The following is a 21,270-nucleotide window of genomic DNA, read 5'->3' on the forward strand; positions in this document are numbered from 1 at the left end:
CCATCAGATGGGTGGTCAAAGAAAAAGAACCTTCCATCCTGATGGTGCTAAGGCGGAAGGCTCTTTGGCTTGGAGTTTGAACCTTAGACGATGGTAATGTTCTTGGTGACTTTCGCGGTGGCTCCCGTGTTGTCCGTTACTGTCAAGGTGACCGTATAGGTTCCCGGTTTCGGGAACTTATGCTTCACCTCGGCGGTGCTGGCGGTGCTGCCGTCGCCAAAGTTCCATTCGTATTTGACGATTTTTCCTGCCGGAGCGGTGGAGTTCGCCGCGCTATACGGAATGGCCAAATCCAGGCTGGCCTTGGTCGGAGCCACGATGACGGCAACCGGCGGTTTCGCAGCCGGTTCTTCCACGTACAGCTTGCCTGCCGCTTGAGCGGTTGCTAGGTTGCCTGCGGCATCGCGGGCGGTTACGGTGATGATGCCGCCGGAGAGCCGCAGCGAGGCGGGAGCCGTGAACGTTCCTTCATAATGGCCGGGAGCCGTCTCCTTCAAAGCCGTTTCCGTAGCAACGAAGGTAGTCGGAGAAGCGGGCAAGCTGATCGTGAAGGAAGCCGTGAGTCCCGGGTTGCTGTCAAACGCAATCTTCACGCTGCCGCCGGGTGCAAGGCGCACATCAGCAGCCGGCAGGACGCCGGTGATAACCGGTGGCACCGTATGAACGGTCACCGTGCGAATAATGGTGGTCACATTGCCAGCCAGGTCGATGGCTTCCACCGTGATGCGGTTTTCTCCCTCGCTGACGAGGAGACGTTCCGCAAAGGCTCCGTTTGTCAGAGCAGCGGCTTTGCCGTTGATCTTCACTTCTTTCAGATGAAGATCCTGGGCAGTGCCATCTACGCGAATGACTTCGGTGTTGGTCACGAGACGATCCGTCGGCGAGGTGACATCCAATACCGGCGCCGTAGAATCAAGCGTGTAGACAAGCGGGAGGCTGCGGTCCGAGACGGCGCCGTTCACCACGACTTCAGCGGTGAGCGAATTGTCGCCTTCCCCAAGCTGCACTTGGGCTTGGAAGCCGCCGTTCTGAACCGTGGTTGTGGCGGCCAAGGCAGTACCGTTGTAGATCCGAATCTCGCCTCCATTGGCAGGCGAGGTGCCGTTCACAGTCACAGCCGGTTGGCTGGTGATGGTCCCGCCTTCCGGTGCGAGAAGCACGGGAACACCGGCATCGTACCGTACGGCTGCTCGGATCATGTAGTTTCCTTCGTCAGCAGGCGACTTCGTCCAAACCCCGCTGACCACCTGCCAGCTGCGACCCGCATTCGGGCTGCTCTCGTCCGTAGCAAGGCCCGGGGAGAGGGTTCCCACTTGCGGCTGGATGTAGACGATGTAGAAGTCTCCGGTCACCGAAACGGCGGAGGGGAACACCACATTCGTCCATTGATCGTTCCGCAGAGCCGTTCCGGCAAAAGGACCGGCGAGCTTGCGTCCCGGAGCTCCGCCCGTTCCGCTTGCATCATAAACCGCATACTGGAAGGCGGTTCCGCCCGGTGACGGGAATTGCGTATTCCAGAAGCGGAAGGAGGCGCCGGTTACTTGAGCAGAAGCCGATTCCGGGGTGAACCGGACGGCCCAGCCGTTGTTCGCCGCATTGAAGGCGCGGGCATTTTCCGCGGTTCCGTCATCATAAGCAATGTTCGCCGAGTAGCCGACAAACGGCTTCAGCGCGATGTTCTGCTCCAAACCGGCTGCCGTGACGGTAACCGACTTGGTGATGCTGTGATACTCGTCGGCGATCACCGACAGCGTGTACGTACCTTCCAGCACGTCGAGCGAGTATCGGCCGTTTGCATCGGTCGTTGCCGGTGTGATGGCAGCGTCCTCCAGCACGCTTACTTTCGCTCCCGCTATGGGGGCTCCCGTCCGTTGATCGGTGACGGCTCCTTGCAGGATTCCATGCGGGATCGGCTCCAGGCTGAAGTTGACTTTGGCTTCCGCCCCTTGAGCGATCGTAACCGTCTTGGTTTGGGCTCGGTATCCGTAGGTTTCCGCCTTCAGCGTGTACGTACCGGCGGCATGGCGCAGCGAGTAGCGTCCGGTAGCCGGGTCGGCCTTGACCGAGCGTCCGGTCTCCAGAACGGTCACGGTGGCGCCAACCGGCAGGCTCTCCAGCTCAATGTCTCCATGGGCAGCAGCGCTCGACAGGAGGCTGGTCTTCGATTGGAGCTCAGGCAGATAAGAGTCGTTCTTCACCTTTCCGTCCGCAAGCTCCACACGAGAAGCGGTGGGGACGGAGGTCGGAGCCGTGTCTTCCGTAATGCGGAAGTCATCGATGTACCAACCGGCCTTGTTGACGCTGGTGTCCGTCTTCAGGTGGAAGCGGAATTGAACAGGTCCGCCTACATAAGCACTCAGGTCGTATACGACCGAAGACCACTTCTTGCCGTCGGTGCTGCTGCTGAAGCGGAGCAGCTCGGTCCATGTGGCGCCGCCATCCTTGGAGGCTTCCACGGTTCCGGCGTCATAGCGGGTTTCGATTTCATACCAATGCGAGAAGTTCAAGGCGGCATGCGGTTGTCCGGTCAAGTCGATGACGGGACTGTACAAGGAGTAGTCCGCGCTATTCTCATAAGTGGAATCCAGGTCGGTTGCCCAGACATTCGGGAGCGATGCAGCGGAAGCAGGGCCGCCGGTTCCACTCGGTATTCCGCGTTCCCATTCATCCTTCACGCCGCTGTGCGTCCATCCGTTGTCCGTCGTACCATCGAAATGATCCGAATAGAGGACGGTGGCAAAATGAACGGTAACGCTGGCCGGATCGGAGGCCGGTCCGGTATTGCCGGAGAAGTCTTGTGCCGCTACCTTGTACGTGTAGAGCACGTCATTCGGTGAACCATAGACGCCAGCCGTTACCGTGTCGGTATAGGAAGTAGCAGTTGTCGTGGTAATCGGAGCAAAGTCTCCTGCTTCCTGAGCACGATAGACGACGAATTGCTTCACGTCTTCATCGGCAGGCGGCGCCCAGTTCAATTGAACATGACCAACCGTATCGGCGACTGCAGTAAGGTTGATCGGAGCTCCGGGCAGTACTTCATCCGGTGCTTCCACCCGGAAGTCGTCGATGTACCAGCCGGCCTTATTAACGGTGTTGTCGCTCGTCAGATTGAAGGCGAGCCATACCCGTTCGCCGGCGTAGGCGGTGAGGTCGATATTTTGAGTCTTCCAGCCGCCGCTGGCTCCGGTGAACGAGGCAAGAGGCAGCGCATCTTCCTCACCTGCTTTTACCAGGTATACGGTGCCTTCGTCATAGTTGGTTTCGATGTCATACCAGTGCTTGAAGGTGACGAATGCGCCTCGCGGGCTGCTGCTGAGGTCAATGGGAGGGGAGAGAAGGAAGACGTTGGAGCTGGCTGCGTAGGTGCCGGTAAGGTTGGTGGCCACCACGTTTTGTCCGGAATAAGCGGCTCCCGGTCCGCTGACGGGGTTGCCCCATTGCCATGCTGGGCCTGTTCCTCCAGTAGAGAAGCCATACGCGCTCGCTTCGAAATCCTCGAAATACCCTGGAACGACGCCGTCCGAAATCTGCACCGGATAGAGCGGGGAATCGTAGCCGTTGTTGCCGTAGTCGTTTACGCGAATGCGATATTCAAGTCCCGGCTTTGCAGCAAGCTGTCCGGGAATGACCGCCTCGTACACGCCGTCGCGATAATCGCCCGACACTCGGGCGGCGGGAATGCTCGTGAACAGCGAGTCGCCTTTCTTGCGAGCCTGGACTTCGACAGCCGTGATGCTGACATCATCGCGAACACGCGCGCTGATGGTGATGTCGAGGCCGCTAAAGGCCGAAGTAACGGGGGTATGTTCGATGACCGGTTCTTCCAGGTCGTCGCCGCCGGTTACCACCTTCCCGGAAACGGTACCGCTTCCGACCAGCACCTCATTAACGGCGGCTAAGGCATTGATGATCCCGTAACCGTACCCGTTATTCGGCGTGGTAGGATATTGGGAGTCTGTCCTGGGGTCGGCGGTTTGGGTGATAATTTCCTCCAATTGGTCGACGGTGAGGGAATGATTGGCCTGCAGCAGCAGGGCGGCGAGAGCCGTCACATGCGGACCGGCCATCGAGGTGCCGTTCCAGCCGCCTTCATACCCGCCGGGTACGGAAGAGCGGATGTTTACGCCAGGTGCCGAAACCTCCGGCTTGATCTCCCCGTAAGGAGATGGACCGCGCAGGGAAAAGTCTGCGATCTGGCCGTTGATGTTGGTGGCGCCGGTGGCGAAGGATTCCGGATAGTTTGCCGGATTGGCAACCGACCCCGGTCCGCCTGGATTCGTCAGCTTCACGTTGCCGGCAGAAAACTCGGGGAAGATACCCGCTGCTCGCCAGGCTTGTACCGAAGGACGGAACCATTCATCCAGCCCGGCACCGCCGCCCCAGGAGTTGTTGACGACGTCTGGAGCGAGCTCGGGATGAAGATTGCCCTGGGCATCCACCGGAGCAAGAATCCATTGGGCTCCGGCGAGAATGACGCTGTCGGTCGTACTCGGGTTGAAGATCCGTACGGCGATCCACTTGGCTCCTGGTGCTACGCCGATCTTGTTGGTACCGTTCGCCTCCGAGCCGACCATCGTCCCCATCGTATGGGTCCCGTGGCCGTCTTCGTCCGCGGGAAGCCGTGCACCGCTGTGAGCATCGTACCAGCTTAGCTCGGGGTTCACGACTTCGCCGTTCGCGTTGACGGCGCGCCATTTGCTGTACAGGGCAGGGTGCGTATAATCGACGCCGCTGTCAAGATTCGCGACCACGATCCCCGTGCCGTCGATCCCCTTGTCCCATACGGCGGGAACTCCGATCGCCGCGATGTTCCACTCCACATTGGGGTCGGCGGCCAAAGCAGCACCGCTTGTTGCTTCCGTAGCCACTTCCTCCTTCTCCAACGGAGCAGTAGCCGGTGCTTCGGATGGGGAGGTCGTTACGACTCCCTTATCCAAAAAGTGTTCTTCATCCGGAAGAATCTTGGCAACCTCCGGCAGTTTAGCGATTTCCTCCATGACGGCTCTCGTGCTCGTGACCGACAAGGCATTGACGATAAAGAAGCTTTGGAAGCTTTTGACGTTGCCGTTCTGCTTCTCCTTCTCCAGAAGCTTTTCTACCGATCCTTGTGTTTCGGCGGTTACCTGCCGAAGGGCGCTGACCACGGCGTTGCGCGCCGATAGCTTGGCGGCAGATGGAGTGGCTTTGAGCAAGGTGGACTTTTGCAAGGCTTGGCGAGAAACTTCTGTCGTGTTCACCTGATCCGTCATCTTGACCAGATAGGAGACATAGTCCGAACTTTCAAACTCCTTGGACAGCTTCGTGGATATTTTGGCATCCGGCGCGGTCTGAGCCGATTGAAGCTCCTGAGAGCCAAGCACTAGCTTGTCCCCGACAGAGCCAGCAGGTGAGGCGAGGGCCGGAACCGCGAGGGTGAGCGACAGCAGCAGTTTGGCTCCAATCAGAAGAGATCGTTTTCTTCCATTGCCAATACTCAAACTAAACCACTCCCTATACTAGGATTTATGATACCATTCAACTAAGCTCGACCTGCTGTCACCGGAAGAGGCGACAATCGAGCTTCTGATTTCGTTCGACGAGATACCGGAATGCGGTTCTTCTCGCATCTCGTCAGCCGCGCAGGATGCGGCAAGTCTCGCCAGAGAGCAAACCGTTTCGATAGGCGAGGCGCCTTTCGTCCGGCTTCCGCGCCTTTGATCCTCCTTTCGTCAAAGTCTCTCTACCGTTGCTCGCAGTCTGGCTGATAACCGCTCTATGATCGTTTATAACACGAAAATACAGGAATGGGTATAGAACCCAATTACTGGATTTAAACGGTTAAAAGTGATTTTCTAAATCGTGTTTCTCTCCGTTCTCGCCTCATGCCGACATTGAAAACCCTCTCAATCAGAAAATGTAAGAAATTTCTTCCTTTGATCAGACATGGACATTCGAAATTTGTGTTTGTTCCTGGACCCCAAGGCTTGGACCGAAAGACCTGTCATGCTTTTGCGGCCCGATTATCTCCAGCGGCATCCGCTTGTATCTGGAACAATATCTGTCGACTCTTTGTTATCCAAAATCTACCGATTCTGTCTCGTTGTGCTACGCCCTCCTGGAGGACCATTCTCGGTAAGCGGAAAGAATGAGCCCGGCTTCTCTCCCGCAGAATGGTGGTTGTCTTCCGCAGCAATTGGGTATTCTACCAATAAGAGCATGTATGCAAACCTGATTTTTGGTCGAATCCGTTGAGTGGTTTCCCCTGACGATAGCCGCATATGGTTAATCTTCCGGCGCTTCTCACCTGCTAATCGATCCTTTCATGGGTTTGCAAACACGCTCTAGCCGAAAGGTGATTCATTCAAGCGAAGAGAGGGGATGCATCATGGCAACGCATACGGCAGATACCCATCAGGAAGCCGTCGAGACGGTTCGAGATCTCATGAAAGGTATCGACATCGCCATGCTCACGACGGTGACGGACGAAGGGTTGGTATCCCGTCCCATGAAGACGCAGGAAGTGGAGTTTGACGGGGACTTGTGGTTTCTCACCAAGAAGGACACGGGGAAATACGAAGACCTCGTGAGTAATCCCCATGTGAACGTTGCGTTCGTCGGCAAATCGTACCTGTCAGTCCGGGGTACGGCAGAGCTCATCCAAAGCCCCGCCAAGATCCGGGAATATTGGAATGCCGCGTATGAGAAATTCCTGGAGACGTCGAGCGACGATCCCAACCTGATCCTGATCAAGGTGAAGGCGGAAACGGCCGAGTACTGGGAGACCGGCAGCATGACCAAGATGGTGAAGCGCCTCTTCCAGAAAATCACCGGCAACGGAGAGAAGGATTCGGGCTTGAATGAGACGATTGAGTTGGGGTAAGACCTGGAGCATGTTTGCATACACGCTCTGCTATTCGCAAAAAACGGCCTTTCAGAGAAACTCTCTGGAAGGCCGTTGCCGTTATTGCGTTAGACAACCTGATGGTTGCGAAAGCCCCGATATGCGAAAGGAATGACGAGGAGTGCAATCAAGAAGGCGACGGCTCCGATCATGTACGGCTGCGGAATTTGCCATCCGAAGAGGTGATAGAGCTCATAACTCCGGAAGGCATCGATGTTTCCCACTTGTTTTCCGGGAAGGAGAGCGAGTAGATGATTGAAGAGCCGACTCGTCTTGCTTTCGGAGATGAACATCGGTCCGAACAAGAGAATAATGGTGCAGACGATAACCGGGAAGGGCGATTTCATCCGTGAGGAGAACAAGAGCGTCACTCCGGTCATCATAAGACTGCCCAGATAGCCGAGCAGGGACAGCCACAGGTACGTCTCCAAGGCGGTAAGCGGAAAGGGGGAGAGCAAGTAACGTAAGCCTACCGTTTGCAGAGAGGCATTCCACCCCGAAGCTCCGTATACGGCAAATACGGATGTTGTAAAAGAAAGCCATCCGAACAGGAACATCCCGGTTGCGAAGGCGAAAGCCGCCATCAGCTTGGCGCGAATGACTTTGCCTCGTCCATGTCTCGTCGAGAGCACGATGGCTGCGGCGCCGGTCTGGTACTCGGAGGCAAATACAGGCGCGGTGTAGACACAGATCACAAAGGTGGCGATCAAGAAGATGAAGGACGAATTCCTAAGTAGAGTCTGCCAGCCTCCGGTGTAGTCTACCCGGAAGGGGGTGCTTATCTTCGCGTTCATGTTCTCATAATACGTTTTGTCCGCTGCGGAATAATTGCCGTAGGAGTAATCCATGTTGAGGTAAGCCTGAACCTGCTCCATCCGCTTTTCATAGAAGTCATTTAGATCGTTTGGTGAAAGGCTGTCGACGATGTAGTAATCATATTGATCGATGGGAGAATAAACGTCGCGAAGGAAGTCGAGTACAAAATGATACGGATAGACCTTATAGTAGGCTTCATTTGTAAGCACCCTCTTCCCGATATCGGAACGATAAACACCCAGATTGGCAGGATCATCACGAATGGCACGATAGCCCTTGAGCGCATCTTCAAACACCTTCGGTGTAAGCGGGCCTGCGAAGGCTTGGGCATACCTCTTCTCCAGGGAAATGGTCGCCATTCCGTTCACTTCCCCGTGGCTATCGTACGAAGGTCCATCCTGAAGGGCGTCTACCACGGAGCCGTACAAGGCGAACAACAGCATCGCGAGCAGGCCGAACAGGACGGATTTGCGTCGCATCAGCTTGCGAAGTTCAAAGCGGGTTAAGGTACTCATAAGTGAGCCTCCTTTTCTCCGAGAGAGTTAACTTCGGATTGGTCACGGATGATACAAGCTATCCGCTGTCTGTTAGACAACCTGATGCTTGCGGAAGCCCTGGTACGCAAAAGGGAGTGCGAGTAGCGTAACCAAGAAGGCGACGGCTCCGATCATGTACGGCTGCGGAATTTGCCATCCGAAGAGGTGGTAGAGCTCATAGTTGCGGAAGCTATCGACGATCTCTGTCTGTTTACCGGGAAGCAGAGCAATCACATGATTGAAGAGCCGACTCGTCTTGCTGGCGGAGATGAACATCGGTCCGAACAAGAGAATGACGGTGCAGACGATAACCGGAAAAGGCGATTTCATTCGCGAGGAGAACAGCAGCGTCAGACCAGTCATCATGAGGCCGCCTAAATAGCCGAGAAGAGACACCCACAGGTAACTCTCCAACGCAGTTAGCGGGAATGGGGAAAGCAAGTAGCGGTCCACCAACTGCAGAGAGACATACCACCCCGAGGCTCCGTATACGGCAAATACGACCGTTGTAAAAGCAAGCCATCCGAAGAGGAACATCCCGGTTGCAAAAAGAAAGGCACCCTTCAGCTTGGCGTGAATGGCTTTGCCTCGTCCGTGCCGCGTCGAGAGCACGATGGCCGCAGCGCCGGTCTGGTATTCGGAAGCAAACACAGGCGCGGTGCAAACGCAGATTATGAAGATGGCGAGCAAGAAGACGACGGAGGAATTCTCAAGAAGCTTTCCCCATCCCCCGGAGTAGCCCGCCTGGAAGGGGGTGCTTATCTTCGCGTTCATGCGTTCATAATACGTTTTGTCCGCTTCGGAATAATTGCCGTAGGAGTAATCTGCATGGAGGTAAGCGTGAACCTTTTCCATCCGCTTTTCATAAAAGTCCGGTAGTTTTGTTGGCGAAAGGCTGTCGACAATGAAATAATCATACTGGCCGATTGGAGAATAAACGTTACGCATGAAGTCGAGTGCGAAAAAATACGGATATGCCTGATAGAATGCTTCATTGGACAGCGACATTCTCCCGGCATCGGGATCGTAGACCCCCTGGTTCTTGGGATCATCATTAATGGCGCGATAGCCCCTGAGCGCGTCTTCAAGCACCTTCGGAGTAAGGGGGCCTTCGAAGGCTTGGGCATACTTCTTATCCAAGGAAATGGCTGCCATTCCTTTAACTACGCCTTCGCTATCGTATGACCTTTCCAGTAGGGCAGGCACCAGGCCGCCGAGCAGGGCAATTGCCAGCATCGCGAGCAGGCCGAACAAGGTGGATTTGCTGCGCGTAAGCTTTCGTAGTTCAAATCGGGTTAGGGCATTCATGCGTGAGCCTCCTCTTTTCCAGGGGCTGGAGCGACGGATTGATCGCGGAAATGATACAAATACAGATCTTCCAGAGTAGGAGTGGCAGGTACCGCATCCGTTGTCGGCCGCGCAGCCGAGATGACGCGGAGTTCGACATAGGGGCCGTCATGCTTCAGATTGCTGATGACAAGGTCGCCTCCTACATGCTCCGCTTCGGCTGGCGTGAGTCGACAGTTCCAGACGAATCCCTCCATGGAGGAGGTCAATTCCTGTGCGGTGCCGCTCATGAGGAAGCGCCCCTTCTTCATGATGAGAATCCGATCGGCGATGTACTCGATATCGGGAACGATATGCGTGGAGAGAAGAATGATCTTGTCCTTGGCCAGATCCGCGATCATGTTCCGGAAGCGGACTCGCTCCTTCGGATCAAGGCCGGCCGTGGGCTCGTCCAGCACGAGGATGCGGGGATCATTCAGCAATGCCTGGGCAATGCCTAGGCGCTGTTTCATTCCACCGGAGAAGGTGCGAATTTTCTTGCGCGCTGACTCCGTCAAGGCTACCTGTTCCAGCAGCGCTCGGCTCTTGCGTTTGGCTGCGGGAGTCGACAGTCCCTTCAGGGCCGCAACATAAAGCAGAAATTCTTCGGCGGAGAAGTCGGGGTAATAACCGAAATCCTGAGGCAGATAGCCGAGCAGGTCGCGGTATCGTTCACCCAGCGCGGCAATGTCCTGTCCGTCCAAGCAAATCCGTCCGGCTGTCGGGTTCAGGATGCCGCAAATCATGCGCATGAGCGTGGTCTTCCCGGCGCCATTGGCGCCAAGCAGACCATAGACGCCTGCGTTCATTCGGGTGGATACGCCGTCAACGACAGGTATACCGGCGAATCGTTTGCTGATGCCTTCAAGTGCGAGTTCCAACGATAATGCCTCCTTGTTTTGAATGATGGAGTTGGTGAGTGAGAGTTCACAATGGGCTGCTGATCTCTATTTGGCGGCAGGTGTTCAGCAGCTTGCGCAGCTCGCGAATCAGAGCAAGGGAGGATAGCAGCAGGACGACGGCCCAAATGCCGAGCGAGGAGCTCTCATAGACGAGAGCGTTCAGCCCGGTCTGGTTCTCGGTCCGATAGGCGCAGGCTACCTGCACAGTCAGAAGGAGCAGGATATACGCGGCGCAGCCAAAGCCTTTGTCCCGGATGCGAGGAGAATTGAGCAGCCATAGACAGCCGACGCAGGCCACTGTAAACGGGGTAAACAGATAGAGCAGCATTCGCCCCAAGTCCTGCCCCCATTCCAGGCTGAACAATCCGGCGAGAACGCCGAGTCCCACGATGTCGATCAGCGCGAGCAGACTCAGGCGGGCTAAGAATAACCGGTCCAGGGAGTACAGGGTGCTCATCTCAAGCTCAACCATCCGGCTGGCGAAGGAGCGGGAGAGAGTCTGAATTCCGATGAGCACAAGAAGCGGGGCGGCGGTGGAGAGCAGCGCAAGCAGCTGCAAGCGCTCGCCGGACGAATCCTCCGGCATCCGGTGAATCAGAGCAGCTGCCATCAGGAGGACCCCTGCATGAAGGAACCAAACCCGCAAACCGATAAAGCGGAGCTGTCGGATGTAAAAATCCTTAAACGAGATACGCCGTTCTTGATCCTTCCGCAGCTTCTCTTCTAGGATCAAGCGAGAATGCTTGACGGTCTCCGCGATCCGCTCGGGATCATGGCCGGGAGCAGGGGGAAGCGGGAGACGGGCGGGCAGCTGGCTTCTCCGGTTCTTCATCATCGGTTTCCTCCTTTTGAATGATCTTCTTTAAGGCGGCGAGTCCACGCTTCACCCGGTATTGGGCGGTATAGAGGTTTACACCGGTAATGGCGGAGATTTCACGGAACCGCAGCCCGTAGCTGTAGCGAAGGATGACCGCCTCCTGCAGCTCGTCCGGCAAATGAGCGAGCCATCGCACAAGCTCCCGGCTCTGCCAAACCCGCTCCGCGGTCTCTTCCGCTGAAGGTGCCGTTCCCAGGGCTGACTCAGCGATTTGGTCCAGTCCCACCTGCGATAGGTCTTTCCTAGCGTTGCTCGCGAGCCTGCGGGCAATGGTATATAGATAGGCGCGGCACTTGCCGGTGTGGGTGTAGCGGTCCAGGGAACGAAAGAAACGATAGAATGTTTCCTGAGTGAGATCCTGTGCCATCGCCGCATTGCCGGTTTTCCAATAGCAGTATCGGCAGATGCTGTCGTAATGGCGTTCGATCAATTGATTCAGCGCGTCGGGATCTCCGCCATGAATCCGTTCGAGCAGTTCAGCGTCGTCCAAGGGTTCCTCTCCTTCCACTTGGTATAACCGGACAAGGCTAGATTTTGAGAAGATGAAAGATGTCTATATTGTGAATTGTTGCATGCTTAAGGACAACCCGGCAATGGGTTTACCAATGGGAACAGGATGGCGCATCATGATGTGATCGCAGAATAGCGAGAAAGTGGGCGGTTCTGGTGTTGAGGGTTGGACTACCGTTATTTTGCATCAGTTAGGGAGGGAAGGGGTAGGAGCTGTGTCACAGGGGGAGGGATGAATCCGTAAGCTTTTGGGATTCCGCCATCTCTTCTGCCAATAAAATCGCAACCATTGAGGATTTAAAAGGTATATAGCCATGGGTAGGTTTTGTAGGAGGATACGAGATTTTCTACATGGATAATCTCGCAGCTTCACTAAGAGGAGAGAAAGGAAGTACTGGATTCATGAATGAAGGGGTTGACCTGATCGCTCAAGAGCGGGGTCGGGGGAAAAGCAGGGCTGTACGCAAGCGAATGCCGAGGTGGGTGGTCCTCACCATCATTTTGATAGTATGGATCGGGATCGGCTACGGTGGATATACGCTGGCCCGAACGTATCTGGGTCACATCCAGCAGCAACTGGACCAGATTGCGGAGACGAACAAGACGGAAATTCAGGAATTGAACGCACAGCTCACTGCACTGAAGAAGGGAATGGACGACCAGAAGACTCAGGCGGAAAACCTGCAGAAAAAACTGGCTGCCGTTGAAAAGGAACTGACGGCGGTGAAAGACGAGATGTCGCTTGCCGGAGATTCTCTCAGTACAACTGCAGAGACGAAAAAGGCGCTAAATGACCGAATCACGGATCTCAGCAAGGAGTTGACCGAGCTGCGCAAATTGGTCAAGCGCCTGGAGGAAGCCGCCCGTGTTTACTAAATGGATTCTACCCTCTACGTTGATCGTTGCGCTGATCGCGGGTCTCATCGCCGGGTTTGCCTCGGACAAGCCGAAGCTTGAACCCCGCTACAAGAATGCTGAACTCAATCTGAACGCGGAACGAAAGGTGGCGGAGGCGATTAAGCAGCCTCTCTCGAGCTTGAAGGAAGCCTTTCGCCTCATGGATGATTCAGCAGGTACCTCCACGGAACATCTTCAGGGAATCCAAACCGTCTTGGCTGCACTGGAGAAGGATGCCAAGCAGGAGAGCGCATCGGATGCCGCTCATAAATCGGCGGTAGAGGCCATGGTCAGCGACAGCGCCAAGCAGGCCAAGGCCGCCAGCGATGTACTCGATTCTGTACTGTCGAGCATACTGGGCAAGCCGATCGGACAGACTTATGGCGAGCGCTCGACCATCAAGGTGTTTTCCCTGAAGGAAGCCGGTTATCGCGGGTACATGGCGAAGGTGAAGCTGCATGATCCGGCTGCCGTCAAGCTGGTGCTCTCTGGCGATAAAGTCGGAGACAAGGGAGAGACAGCCTTGGAAGCCGCCAACCGAACGGACGCTGTCCTCGCCATTAACGGCGGAGGCTTTGCCAAGCAGAACGGCCTCCTGTACCCGATGGGGATCACGGTGGTTGACGGCGTGGTCAAAACCTTTTCCCAAGTGGACCTCAGCTTTATCGGCCTCAATCAAAAGGGCCACCTGGTAGGCGGCAATGTCACTACTCGTGAGCAAATCAAGCAGATGGGCATCCAGCAGGGAGCCACCTTCGTACCAACCTTACTGAAGGACGGCAAAAAGCTGACCATTCCCGCCAAGTGGAAAAACCGGAAGGAGCCGCGCACGCTCATCGGTCATTTCTCGAATGGGGACATGCTCTTCATCGTCATTGACGGCAGGCAGAAGGACAGCGCCGGTCTCACCCTGGAAGAAGCGCAGACCAAGCTGCTGGAATGGAAGGTGGTCGACGCCTACAACCTCGATGGAGGCGGGTCCAGCACGTTCGTCTACAATGGCAAGGTATTGAACAGCCCGTCTGACGGCAAGCTGCGCAAGGTCGTATCCAGCTTTGTGATCAAGCCTTAGGAAGTGCCGTCATTAGCATTTCTATCTTTTTTGATTGGGTAGAAGATCGTCGATTATCATCGCGGTCTTCTTTTTTTGTGATTTCGATTTGACATTTAAATTTATTGTGTTAAATTATATTGTATACAATATATATTCACTTAAAGGAGAAATGCACAATGATGACCATTCAACAGAAAATGTACGAAACCTCGGTAAAAGCCGTTGGCGGAAGAGACGGCTATGTGGAGTCGGCTTCCCCGGCATTCCATCAGAAAATTTCGACTCCCCGGGAAATGGGAGGCGCGGGCGGAGAAGGCACCAATCCCGAGCAGCTGTTCGCCGCAGGGTACGCGGCCTGCTTCGACAGCGCGCTGAATATGGTTGCCCGCATGCGCAGGATCAAGCTGGAGGGGACGGAGATTACCAATACCGTGAGCTTCGGCAAAGTAGAGGACGGTGGGTTTGGCATCGCAGCCAAGCTGGATATTCTCGTGAAGGGCGTCGATCACGAAACGGCTGTTTCGCTTGTGGAAGGTGCTCATGAAGCTTGCCCCTACTCCCGTGCTACGCGCGGCAACATCGTTGTTGAGCTCAACGTTCTGTAATCGCCGATTTCGGGCGATCAACGTCCGTTTCTGATGGTTATCCTAAAACGGGACTATGGTGAGAAATCCTCACCGTAGTCCTTTTTCGGTTTGGTTTTGGAATCACGCTCAGGAGAAGAGCAGGGCGAAAGTCATCACCCTTGGTAAACTTCTCTTCTTACTCATTCTCGGTACTTACAGTCCAATTGAGGTCGTTTACAATGAGGGAAGCAGAAGAGAGGTGGCGAGGCAGGTGGCGGTTGCATTCAGAACGCATTCCGGTGAGCCGGGATTTTCTCAGGATTATAGACGAATCCATGATTTTATGATTAGGTTGAATCAGCCGGTAATCCGGACGGAAGGCTTCCTGTGGGGGCGTTGGGAATGGGTGAATTCTCTTCCTTACTTCGAGAAGGAGCATTTGAACCGGATTGGGATCTGGGAGGACGATGGCGTAATCGTCGCCTTGGCTACCTATGAACAGGGGCTTGGGAATGCGTGGCTACTCCTCGACCCGAACTACTCTGAGCTGAAGCGGGATATGCTTCTGTACGCCAAAGCCTGCTTGAACCGAGATGGGTTAATCAGCGTCTTGATCCCGGACACTGATCGCGAGCTTCAGGACATCGCCGCCGATGAAGGCTTCATCCCGACAGATGAAGGCGAGAAGAACGCCGTCATCCCGATCGATGTTTCCAGGCTTACATACGCATTGCCCGAGGGATATCGCATCGTCAGTCTAGCGGATGAATTCGATCTGCACAAATACAATCAAGTTCTCTGGCGGGGCTTCAATCATCAAGGGGATGCTCCGGATACACCGGATAGTCTGGAAGGCCGTCGCGTCGAACTGTCCGGCCCCCATGTTCAACTGGAGTTGAAGGTTGCCGTAGCGGCGCCAAACGGCAATTTTGTCTCCTATTGCGGCATGTGGCATTTGCCTGGGACCGATTATGCTTTGGTTGAACCGGTCGCGACTGATCCCGACTATAGAAGGATGGGGCTCGGACGAGCCGCCGTATTGGAGGGAGTCAGACGCTGTGGCGCTCTCGGTGCTATAAGGGCCTATGTCGGCTCCTCACAGCCGTTTTATTACAGCATCGGGTTCCGCCCGCATTCTACCGACACCTGGTGGAAATGGAGCAAGTAGAAATCGAGCGAACGATATGCAGAAATGGAGAACATCATGAGCATCGAAAAAGCAATCGAAGAGACAATCGAAGAGGCAATCGGTAGTGATTTTTGCGGCTGTGTATCCATCAAGAAGGATGGAAGTATTCTCTTTCAACATGCATACGGATATGCGGATAAGCCCAACCAAATCCCGAATCGGATCGACACGAAGTTTCCGACGGCCTCAGCTGGGAAAGCCTTTGTTGCGGTGGGCATTCTTCAATTAATCGAGCGGGGCAAATTGAAATGGGATGATACTCTCGGCAGCTTGCTGAACCGGGATTGGAAAGGCATCGACCGGGAGATCACCGTCCGTCAGCTGCTGACCCACACATCGGGAATCCCGGATTATTTCGATGAAAGCGTAATGGACGACTACGCCGAGCTGTGGGTGGAGTATCCCAATTATAAGATCAGAAGGTCGGCCGATCTGCTTCCCTTGTTTCTGGATAAGCCGATGATGTACCCGCGGGGAGAACGTTTCCTCTACAACAATACCGGTTATGCCGTTTTAGGTCTCATCCTGGAGGAAGTGGCGGGCGTTCCGTTTGACGACTATTTGCAGGAGCAGGTCTTTCTGCCGTGCGGAATGACCGGCACCGGGTACTATGAGCTCGACCGGCTCCCTGCAGGCTGCGCAAACGCGTATATCTATGATGACGCACGTAAGGAGTACTATACGAACATTTACAGCGTCGATGTCAAAGGGACTGGCGCAGGCGGAGCTTTCACCACCGTTCTGGATGTGGACCGGTTTTGGGAGGGCTTGCTTGAGGGTCGCTTGCTGTCCGATAGCATGGTGGAGCAAATGCTGGCTCGACAAAGCGGGGATGAAAACTGCTCCTATGGATATGGAGTTTGGTTGAAGGTCGGGGAGGACGGAGGCTTGATTCCTTACTTTCAAGGGTTTGATCCAGGGGTCAGCTTCCTGTCCCGCTATTATCCATCCCAAAGAACGAGCTGCACGCTGGTAAGCAACCTCGGCTGCAATGTGTGGGAGCTGGAGAGAGCCCTGAAGAAAGTGCTCTAAAGCGGACAAAGTAAATGGGCATTCGTATGAACTAGCACCCACGTCCAGCTTGCTGCTGAACGCGGGTGCTTCCTTACTTTCGAAGCGGATTGCCACGATTCACGATTAGTATTGATTAGCGGTGACTTCAAACCTGCGTTGCAGCGAAAGCGGAGTCGAGTGGAGGAATGAGACGTTGTCTGAATAATTCAAGGGTTCCCCACTCATTAAAGACACGCTCTAGAGCGATAACCGGTCATTCCGGTAAAATCGGCAGGCGCACGTGACTCGGGTACGTTTCATTATGGTAGATCGTCTGCTTGGCGATCACCGCTTGCGCGTCTTCATAAGGGTCGCCGCCTGTGTTGAGATTCGGGAAGGCGACATTTTTGCTGGAGGACGTGATGGTGAATCGGATGCGGTGTCCCGCTGCGAACGTATGGGCGATGTTGGGCATAAAGATCTCATAGGCTTCCACGACGCCCGGAGTCAACAGCTCGGGTTTGTCGAAGCCCATGCGATAGCGGGCTCTCACGATGTAATTGGACAAGCGGATCGAATCTCCCCGCTCGTTGACATCGCATAACGCGACAGCCCAATCGGTGTCGAGTGCCGAGCTTGCGGCATAGAGGAGGGCGGATAATTCGCCTGCAAGAGTCAACGGACTTAATAACGGCTCGCTGGTATAAACCAGCATGTCGCTGCGAAGCTCGTATTTGCGCATGTTCTCCGGTTCCCGTTCGCCGCTGTCATCCATTGGGTCCTCCGGATTATAGAAATAGATGTCCTCTGGAGCATCGGCGGCTTTGGACCAAGCCAATCGGCCGTCTCCCAGACTCGAATTGGCCTTTCCTTCGCTGGTCAGGTAGAACGGAGTGACGACGGCTTCCACAGGAGGCCAATCCACGGAGGTATTCCAGCGATTCTCTCCTACTACGTAATAAGAAGCCCTCGGCTCCTCTTCAATCCCGTTCGGAATGCCTTTCAGAAACCGGTCAAACCAACGAAGCACGGAAATGTCGTAATCGTATACGACAGCGTCGTTTCCAAACGCTTGTCCGCCAAATTCCCGCGATCGGTTCGGCCCATGCTCCCAGGGACCGAGCCGTATTTTGCGGTTCGGCACATCATGCTTGCTGAGCATCCTCCACGTTTCGGATACGCCTGCGCTGTCCCCGTCGTACCAGCCGGAGATGACATACATGGGCACACGGACTTGATCACCGCGTTCGCTGAAGGTGCAGGCTCTCCAGAAGTCATCATACTCCGGATGCTGGCTCCAAAGCTCCCATGGACCTGACGGTCTGCCGATCATCTGCTGGGGGATCTCCTTGATGGGGCGGGCATCGACCGCCTTTTGAGGATCGACGGTAATTCCGCCGAAGATGTCAAAATCCGTGCGAGGACCCACCGATTGGGCTAAGGTCCAGCAGAGCAGCGGCCACGAGCACAGCGTCCCGCCTTTGCGGGCGGTATCCACAAACGGCGAGCCCACATTCACCTCGTCGACGACGGCCAGTAGGTTCGGATGGCCGCTTGTGGCAGCGGATACGACCACATAACCGAGATAAGAAGCCCCCCACATGCCGACCTTGCCGTTCGACCAGCTCTGGTCAATGATCCAATCGATTGTGTCATAGCCATCATCCCGCTCATGGTAAAAGGGTACCAATTCACCTTCCGAATCCGCCCGTCCTCTCACATCCTGACAGACGACGGCATAGCCCTTGTTCGCCCAGCGCATGAAGAGCTCCTTCTTGCCATTGCGATCATAGCAGGTTCGGACTAGAATCGCCGGAAGGGTCGCATCCGCGGGTATCCCTTCGGGCAGATAGACGTCCGTCGCGAGCCGTATACCGTCGCGCATGGGGACGAGAAAGGTGCCCAAATCGTTAATGCCGTATTCGGGCTTGGAAAGGAGAGGATCGTTATAGCCGGCAAGCGGAGTCAGCGACTCGCAGCCCTCTTTCACGATTATCTCGATCCCATACCGATTCGGCGTCAGAAATGCCACGACCTTCCCGTCCACCGTCACGACATCCAGAGCTGTGTCCTTGCACCTTGCCCATACCTGGGAGCTTCGTGTATGACCGTCCCGATCATCGTGATACGAGATGTGCTTCCGGTACCTATCGCCATTCTCAAGCACAACTTCTTCTCCGGACCAGTTCGCTTGGGTGTAGGCTTTGAGCTGCTGGTGAATATAGGACAGAGGCAGCGCATAACCCGGCTTGTCCTCAAGCGGAGCGTCCTGCATTTGAGTGCTACGACGCCGATCAACTTTCGCATGCAGAATGGCTTGCTCGGTGAAGGTGATCTTGCCCGAATAGATGCCGGAGCAGTAGAGAAGGAAGACTTCTGTTAACTTGTCGGTTGTCATGACTCCGCTCCTTTCCCGCAGACTTGCTCAAAGACACGCAGCCAATTGCCGCCCATGATCTTGGCGATATCCTCGTCGCTGAAGCCCCGGGCTACAAGGCCTCTTGTAAAATTGATAAAAAACCCATACTGCTCCAGCCCTCGAACCGTTTCGGTGGAAGGACCGTCGCCTTTGGCGAAGCCGAGCCGAGGCGCAATGTTCTCCTTGAAATAGACGAGCGACCAAAGTACGTCGCTCATCGGCCAATCGGTGCCGATGCCGACATGATCGATCCCACACAGCTTGACCACATAATCGATGTGATCCAGCACATGCTCAATCGTGGTTTGGTTTGGGTCATCGTGGATAAACCACGGCATCGCGAAAATGCCGATAACTCCGCCGGTTCCCGCAATAGCAAGCAGTTCCTCATCGCTCTTGCAGCGCATATGCGGATAGATGGCTTCTACCCCTGTATGAGAGGCGATGACAGGGGAAGAGGAGTACAGGCAGGCATCCAGCGTCGTCTGCTTCCCGCAATGGCCCGTGTCCACGAGGATGCCCAACTGATTCAGCCTTTCCACAAAGGTTCTGCCGTAATTGGACAGACCGCCGTTTGCCCGCTCGGCGCAGCCAGAGCCGATCATGTTCTGGTTGTTGTACGTCAATTGTAGAATCCGCAGCCCGTAGTTGTGCAGCATGTCCAGCAGCTCCAGATTTTTGCCCAGCGCATCCGTTTCCTGCGCCGTAACGATGCCCGCCTTGCGGCCTTCCCGTTTCGCTTTGCGGATATCCTCCGCCGTTAATGCCTTCGTCAGCCAATCCGCCGTATCGAACTGAAGCTGGACTTCACCCATGCTGTCCAGCATGCCGTCGAGGCTGCCCAAGGCGAGTTGACGGTTTCCCGCCGTGATCCCGGACTTGTACCATTGTTCCTTATACTCGGGGAGTTCCCCTTTGGCAACCATCTGCAAGAGCAGCTTGGCGGGCATTCCGCTGTATTTCATCGGATCTTCGATATAGGGCTCGCACTGTTCACGGATTCGCTCCGACACGGACTCCGGAATTGCTCCGGGCGACAAGGGGCCCTGAAAAAGGAGGTCGATGATGATCATGCTCTCGTGCAGGTTCCGTGCCCGTTCCTCTTGCTCTTCCGTCAAATAAAAATCGTATAGCCCCTCTTGCTGTCCAAAACTCATGGGTCTGCCCCTCTCAGAATGGAATGGTGAAGCCTATCTTGGTTCGTAGGGCTTCGTCGTACAAGAATGAAGCGGCTGCCAAATCCTCGACCGCCAGTCCGAGCGATTTGAACAGAGTTATCTCCGATTCGAATTGTCTTCCAGCAATGGATCCCGCAAAGACTTGGCCGATCTCTCCGATGAGGTGATCCGCTTCGATCGCACCTTCGGCGAGGGGGATCAGATAGTCGCCCGCCTCGTGAAGAGCGGATTCCAAGCGGTCCACATAGAGCCGGGATTTTACCACAGCCGCTGTGTCCAATTCGCGGTCCGCCGCTCGGCAAGCTCCTACCGCATTGATGTGAACTCCTTCCTTCAACCATTCTCCATGGAGGACGGGAGTGGTGGAAGCCGTCACGGTGCAGATGATGTCCGCGTCTCTCACCGCCTCCTGAACGGATTCCGCAGCGATAATCGGAACTCCGACCCTCGGGCTCATCTCCTCCAGAAATGTTCGGACATGAGCGGGGGTTGGTCCCCACACATGGACCTGCCGAACGGGGCGGACGAGCAGCATGGCCTCCAGATGGCTTCTCGCTTGTTCTCCGGTGCCAAGGATCGCCAGCACTTCTGCCCGTGCTCTCGCCAAATGGCGGGTTGCCTCGCCACTGGCCGCGGCGGTACGGATGGCGGTGATCTCTCTGCCATCGATCAAGGCCAGCTGCTGTCCGGTTTCGGAATCAAACAATGAGATCATTCCTTGATGGGAAGGCAGCCCCTTGCTATGGTTTCCGGGAAAAACGGAGATGATCTTGGCTCCTGCCCGCTTCAAATCGGGCAAATAGCCGGGCATGAGGCCGAGCAAATTGCTGTTCTCTAGCGGCATCACCTGCCGCAGCGGTTGTACGGCTCTGCCTGCGGATAAGCTGGTCAGCACCGCCTTCATCGCATCCATGCATGCCGGCATGGATAGCAGCTCTCGCACCTGCTGCCGGTTAAGAATAAGCATCGCGTTCCCTCCGTTTCTTCCTATGCGTTTGATTCCAGCTTTCTCTATCTTATCACGATTCGCGGGCTTATGGCCGAAGGATGGACGACAGAAGGCCGCTTGGTCGTTACACTTGGAGATGCACCGGTCGGAGGGAAAATGTCCAAAATGTGAAACCTTT

The 21,270-nt window shown here is 55.4% G+C and carries 15 protein-coding genes; 6 read left to right on the forward strand and 9 right to left on the reverse strand.

What is annotated here, in order from left to right:
* Positions 1-83 precede the first annotated feature (83 nt).
* Complete coding sequence (locus tag BN2684_RS15605; protein WP_234340250.1) at positions 84-5,477, reverse strand: S8 family serine peptidase; 5,394 nt, start codon at positions 5,475-5,477, stop codon at positions 84-86.
* Between the two features lie 887 nt (positions 5,478-6,364).
* Here BN2684_RS15605 and BN2684_RS15610 point away from each other — a divergent pair.
* Positions 6,365-6,859 (forward strand): pyridoxamine 5'-phosphate oxidase family protein, encoded by a 495-nt coding sequence (locus tag BN2684_RS15610; protein WP_058303083.1) that lies wholly within the window; start codon positions 6,365-6,367, stop codon positions 6,857-6,859.
* A gap of 89 nt (positions 6,860-6,948) precedes the next feature.
* Here the strand turns inward: BN2684_RS15610 and BN2684_RS15615 are convergent, their stop codons facing one another.
* The 5 genes from BN2684_RS15615 to BN2684_RS15635 form a co-directional block, all read right to left on the reverse strand.
* On the reverse strand, positions 6,949-8,211 hold the full coding sequence (locus tag BN2684_RS15615) for an ABC transporter permease (protein ID WP_058303084.1): 1,263 nt from the start codon (positions 8,209-8,211) through the stop codon (positions 6,949-6,951).
* A 72-nt stretch (positions 8,212-8,283) separates the two neighbouring features.
* Positions 8,284-9,540 carry an ABC transporter permease gene (locus BN2684_RS15620; protein ID WP_058303085.1) on the reverse strand — a complete coding sequence of 419 codons (1,257 nt, stop codon included), beginning with the start codon at positions 9,538-9,540 and terminating at the stop codon, positions 8,284-8,286.
* Positions 9,537-10,439, reverse strand: coding sequence for an ABC transporter ATP-binding protein (locus BN2684_RS15625; RefSeq protein WP_058303086.1), 903 nt, complete (start codon positions 10,437-10,439; stop codon positions 9,537-9,539). Before BN2684_RS15625 ends, BN2684_RS15620 begins: the two co-directional genes overlap by 4 nt.
* 46 nt (positions 10,440-10,485) lie before the next feature.
* Positions 10,486-11,292: a hypothetical protein gene (locus BN2684_RS15630; protein ID WP_058303087.1), complete on the reverse strand. Its 807-nt coding sequence runs from the start codon at positions 11,290-11,292 to the stop codon at positions 10,486-10,488.
* Positions 11,231-11,827: an RNA polymerase sigma factor gene (locus BN2684_RS15635; protein ID WP_058303088.1), complete on the reverse strand. Its 597-nt coding sequence runs from the start codon at positions 11,825-11,827 to the stop codon at positions 11,231-11,233. The genes BN2684_RS15630 and BN2684_RS15635 overlap by 62 nt, the downstream gene beginning before the upstream one ends.
* Positions 11,828-12,249: 422 nt before the next feature.
* On the opposite strand from BN2684_RS15635, the gene BN2684_RS15640 reads away from it, so the two are divergent.
* The 5 genes from BN2684_RS15640 to BN2684_RS15660 all read left to right on the forward strand — a co-directional run bounded on the left by BN2684_RS15640 (position 12,250) and on the right by BN2684_RS15660 (position 16,585).
* Positions 12,250-12,723 carry a hypothetical protein gene (locus BN2684_RS15640; RefSeq protein ID WP_058303089.1) on the forward strand — a complete coding sequence of 158 codons (474 nt, stop codon included), beginning with the start codon at positions 12,250-12,252 and terminating at the stop codon, positions 12,721-12,723.
* Positions 12,713-13,816 (forward strand): phosphodiester glycosidase family protein, encoded by a 1,104-nt coding sequence (locus BN2684_RS15645; protein WP_058303090.1) that lies wholly within the window; start codon positions 12,713-12,715, stop codon positions 13,814-13,816. Before BN2684_RS15640 ends, BN2684_RS15645 begins: the two co-directional genes overlap by 11 nt.
* A 158-nt stretch (positions 13,817-13,974) precedes the next feature.
* A complete protein-coding gene (locus tag BN2684_RS15650) occupies positions 13,975-14,403 on the forward strand; it encodes an organic hydroperoxide resistance protein (RefSeq protein ID WP_058303091.1) in 429 nt (142 codons plus the stop codon).
* A 304-nt stretch (positions 14,404-14,707) separates the two neighbouring features.
* Complete coding sequence (locus BN2684_RS15655; protein ID WP_159065808.1) at positions 14,708-15,532, forward strand: GNAT family N-acetyltransferase; 825 nt, start codon at positions 14,708-14,710, stop codon at positions 15,530-15,532.
* A gap of 36 nt (positions 15,533-15,568) precedes the next feature.
* A complete protein-coding gene (locus tag BN2684_RS15660) occupies positions 15,569-16,585 on the forward strand; it encodes a serine hydrolase domain-containing protein (protein WP_058303093.1) in 1,017 nt (338 codons plus the stop codon).
* Positions 16,586-16,820: 235 nt separating this feature from the next.
* Here the strand turns inward: BN2684_RS15660 and BN2684_RS15665 are convergent, their stop codons facing one another.
* Genes BN2684_RS15665 through BN2684_RS15675 form a run of 3 tightly spaced genes read right to left on the reverse strand, consistent with a single transcriptional unit; the run spans position 16,821 to position 21,110 of the window.
* Positions 16,821-18,944, reverse strand: coding sequence for a CocE/NonD family hydrolase (locus BN2684_RS15665; protein ID WP_058303094.1), 2,124 nt, complete (start codon positions 18,942-18,944; stop codon positions 16,821-16,823).
* Positions 18,941-20,122 carry a dipeptidase gene (locus BN2684_RS15670; RefSeq protein WP_058303095.1) on the reverse strand — a complete coding sequence of 394 codons (1,182 nt, stop codon included), beginning with the start codon at positions 20,120-20,122 and terminating at the stop codon, positions 18,941-18,943. Before BN2684_RS15670 ends, BN2684_RS15665 begins: the two co-directional genes overlap by 4 nt.
* A gap of 13 nt (positions 20,123-20,135) precedes the next feature.
* A complete protein-coding gene (locus BN2684_RS15675; RefSeq protein ID WP_058303096.1) occupies positions 20,136-21,110 on the reverse strand; it encodes an ornithine cyclodeaminase family protein in 975 nt (324 codons plus the stop codon).
* Between the last annotated feature and the right edge of the window lie 160 nt (positions 21,111-21,270).

It is taken from the genome of Gorillibacterium timonense (assembly GCF_001457415.1).
Lineage (GTDB): Bacteria > Bacillota > Bacilli > Paenibacillales > NBRC-103111 > Gorillibacterium > Gorillibacterium timonense.

Bases quoted from the DNA above. Each gene is read 5' to 3' on its own strand.
- BN2684_RS15670 (WP_058303095.1), bottom strand. From the start codon at position 20,122: ATGAGTTTTGGACAGCAAGAGGGGCTATACGATTTTTATTTGACGGAA.
- BN2684_RS15620 (WP_058303085.1), bottom strand. From the start codon at position 9,540: ATGAATGCCCTAACCCGATTTGAACTACGAAAGCTTACGCGCAGCAAA.
- BN2684_RS15660 (WP_058303093.1), top strand. From the start codon at position 15,569: ATGAGCATCGAAAAAGCAATCGAAGAGACAATCGAAGAGGCAATCGGT.
- BN2684_RS15675 (WP_058303096.1), bottom strand. From the start codon at position 21,110: ATGCTTATTCTTAACCGGCAGCAGGTGCGAGAGCTGCTATCCATGCCG.
- BN2684_RS15665 (WP_058303094.1), bottom strand. From the start codon at position 18,944: ATGACAACCGACAAGTTAACAGAAGTCTTCCTTCTCTACTGCTCCGGC.
- BN2684_RS15640 (WP_058303089.1), top strand. From the start codon at position 12,250: ATGAATGAAGGGGTTGACCTGATCGCTCAAGAGCGGGGTCGGGGGAAA.
- BN2684_RS15610 (WP_058303083.1), top strand. From the start codon at position 6,365: ATGGCAACGCATACGGCAGATACCCATCAGGAAGCCGTCGAGACGGTT.
- BN2684_RS15615 (WP_058303084.1), bottom strand. From the start codon at position 8,211: ATGAGTACCTTAACCCGCTTTGAACTTCGCAAGCTGATGCGACGCAAA.
- BN2684_RS15650 (WP_058303091.1), top strand. From the start codon at position 13,975: ATGATGACCATTCAACAGAAAATGTACGAAACCTCGGTAAAAGCCGTT.
- BN2684_RS15630 (WP_058303087.1), bottom strand. From the start codon at position 11,292: ATGAAGAACCGGAGAAGCCAGCTGCCCGCCCGTCTCCCGCTTCCCCCT.
- BN2684_RS15655 (WP_159065808.1), top strand. From the start codon at position 14,708: ATGATTAGGTTGAATCAGCCGGTAATCCGGACGGAAGGCTTCCTGTGG.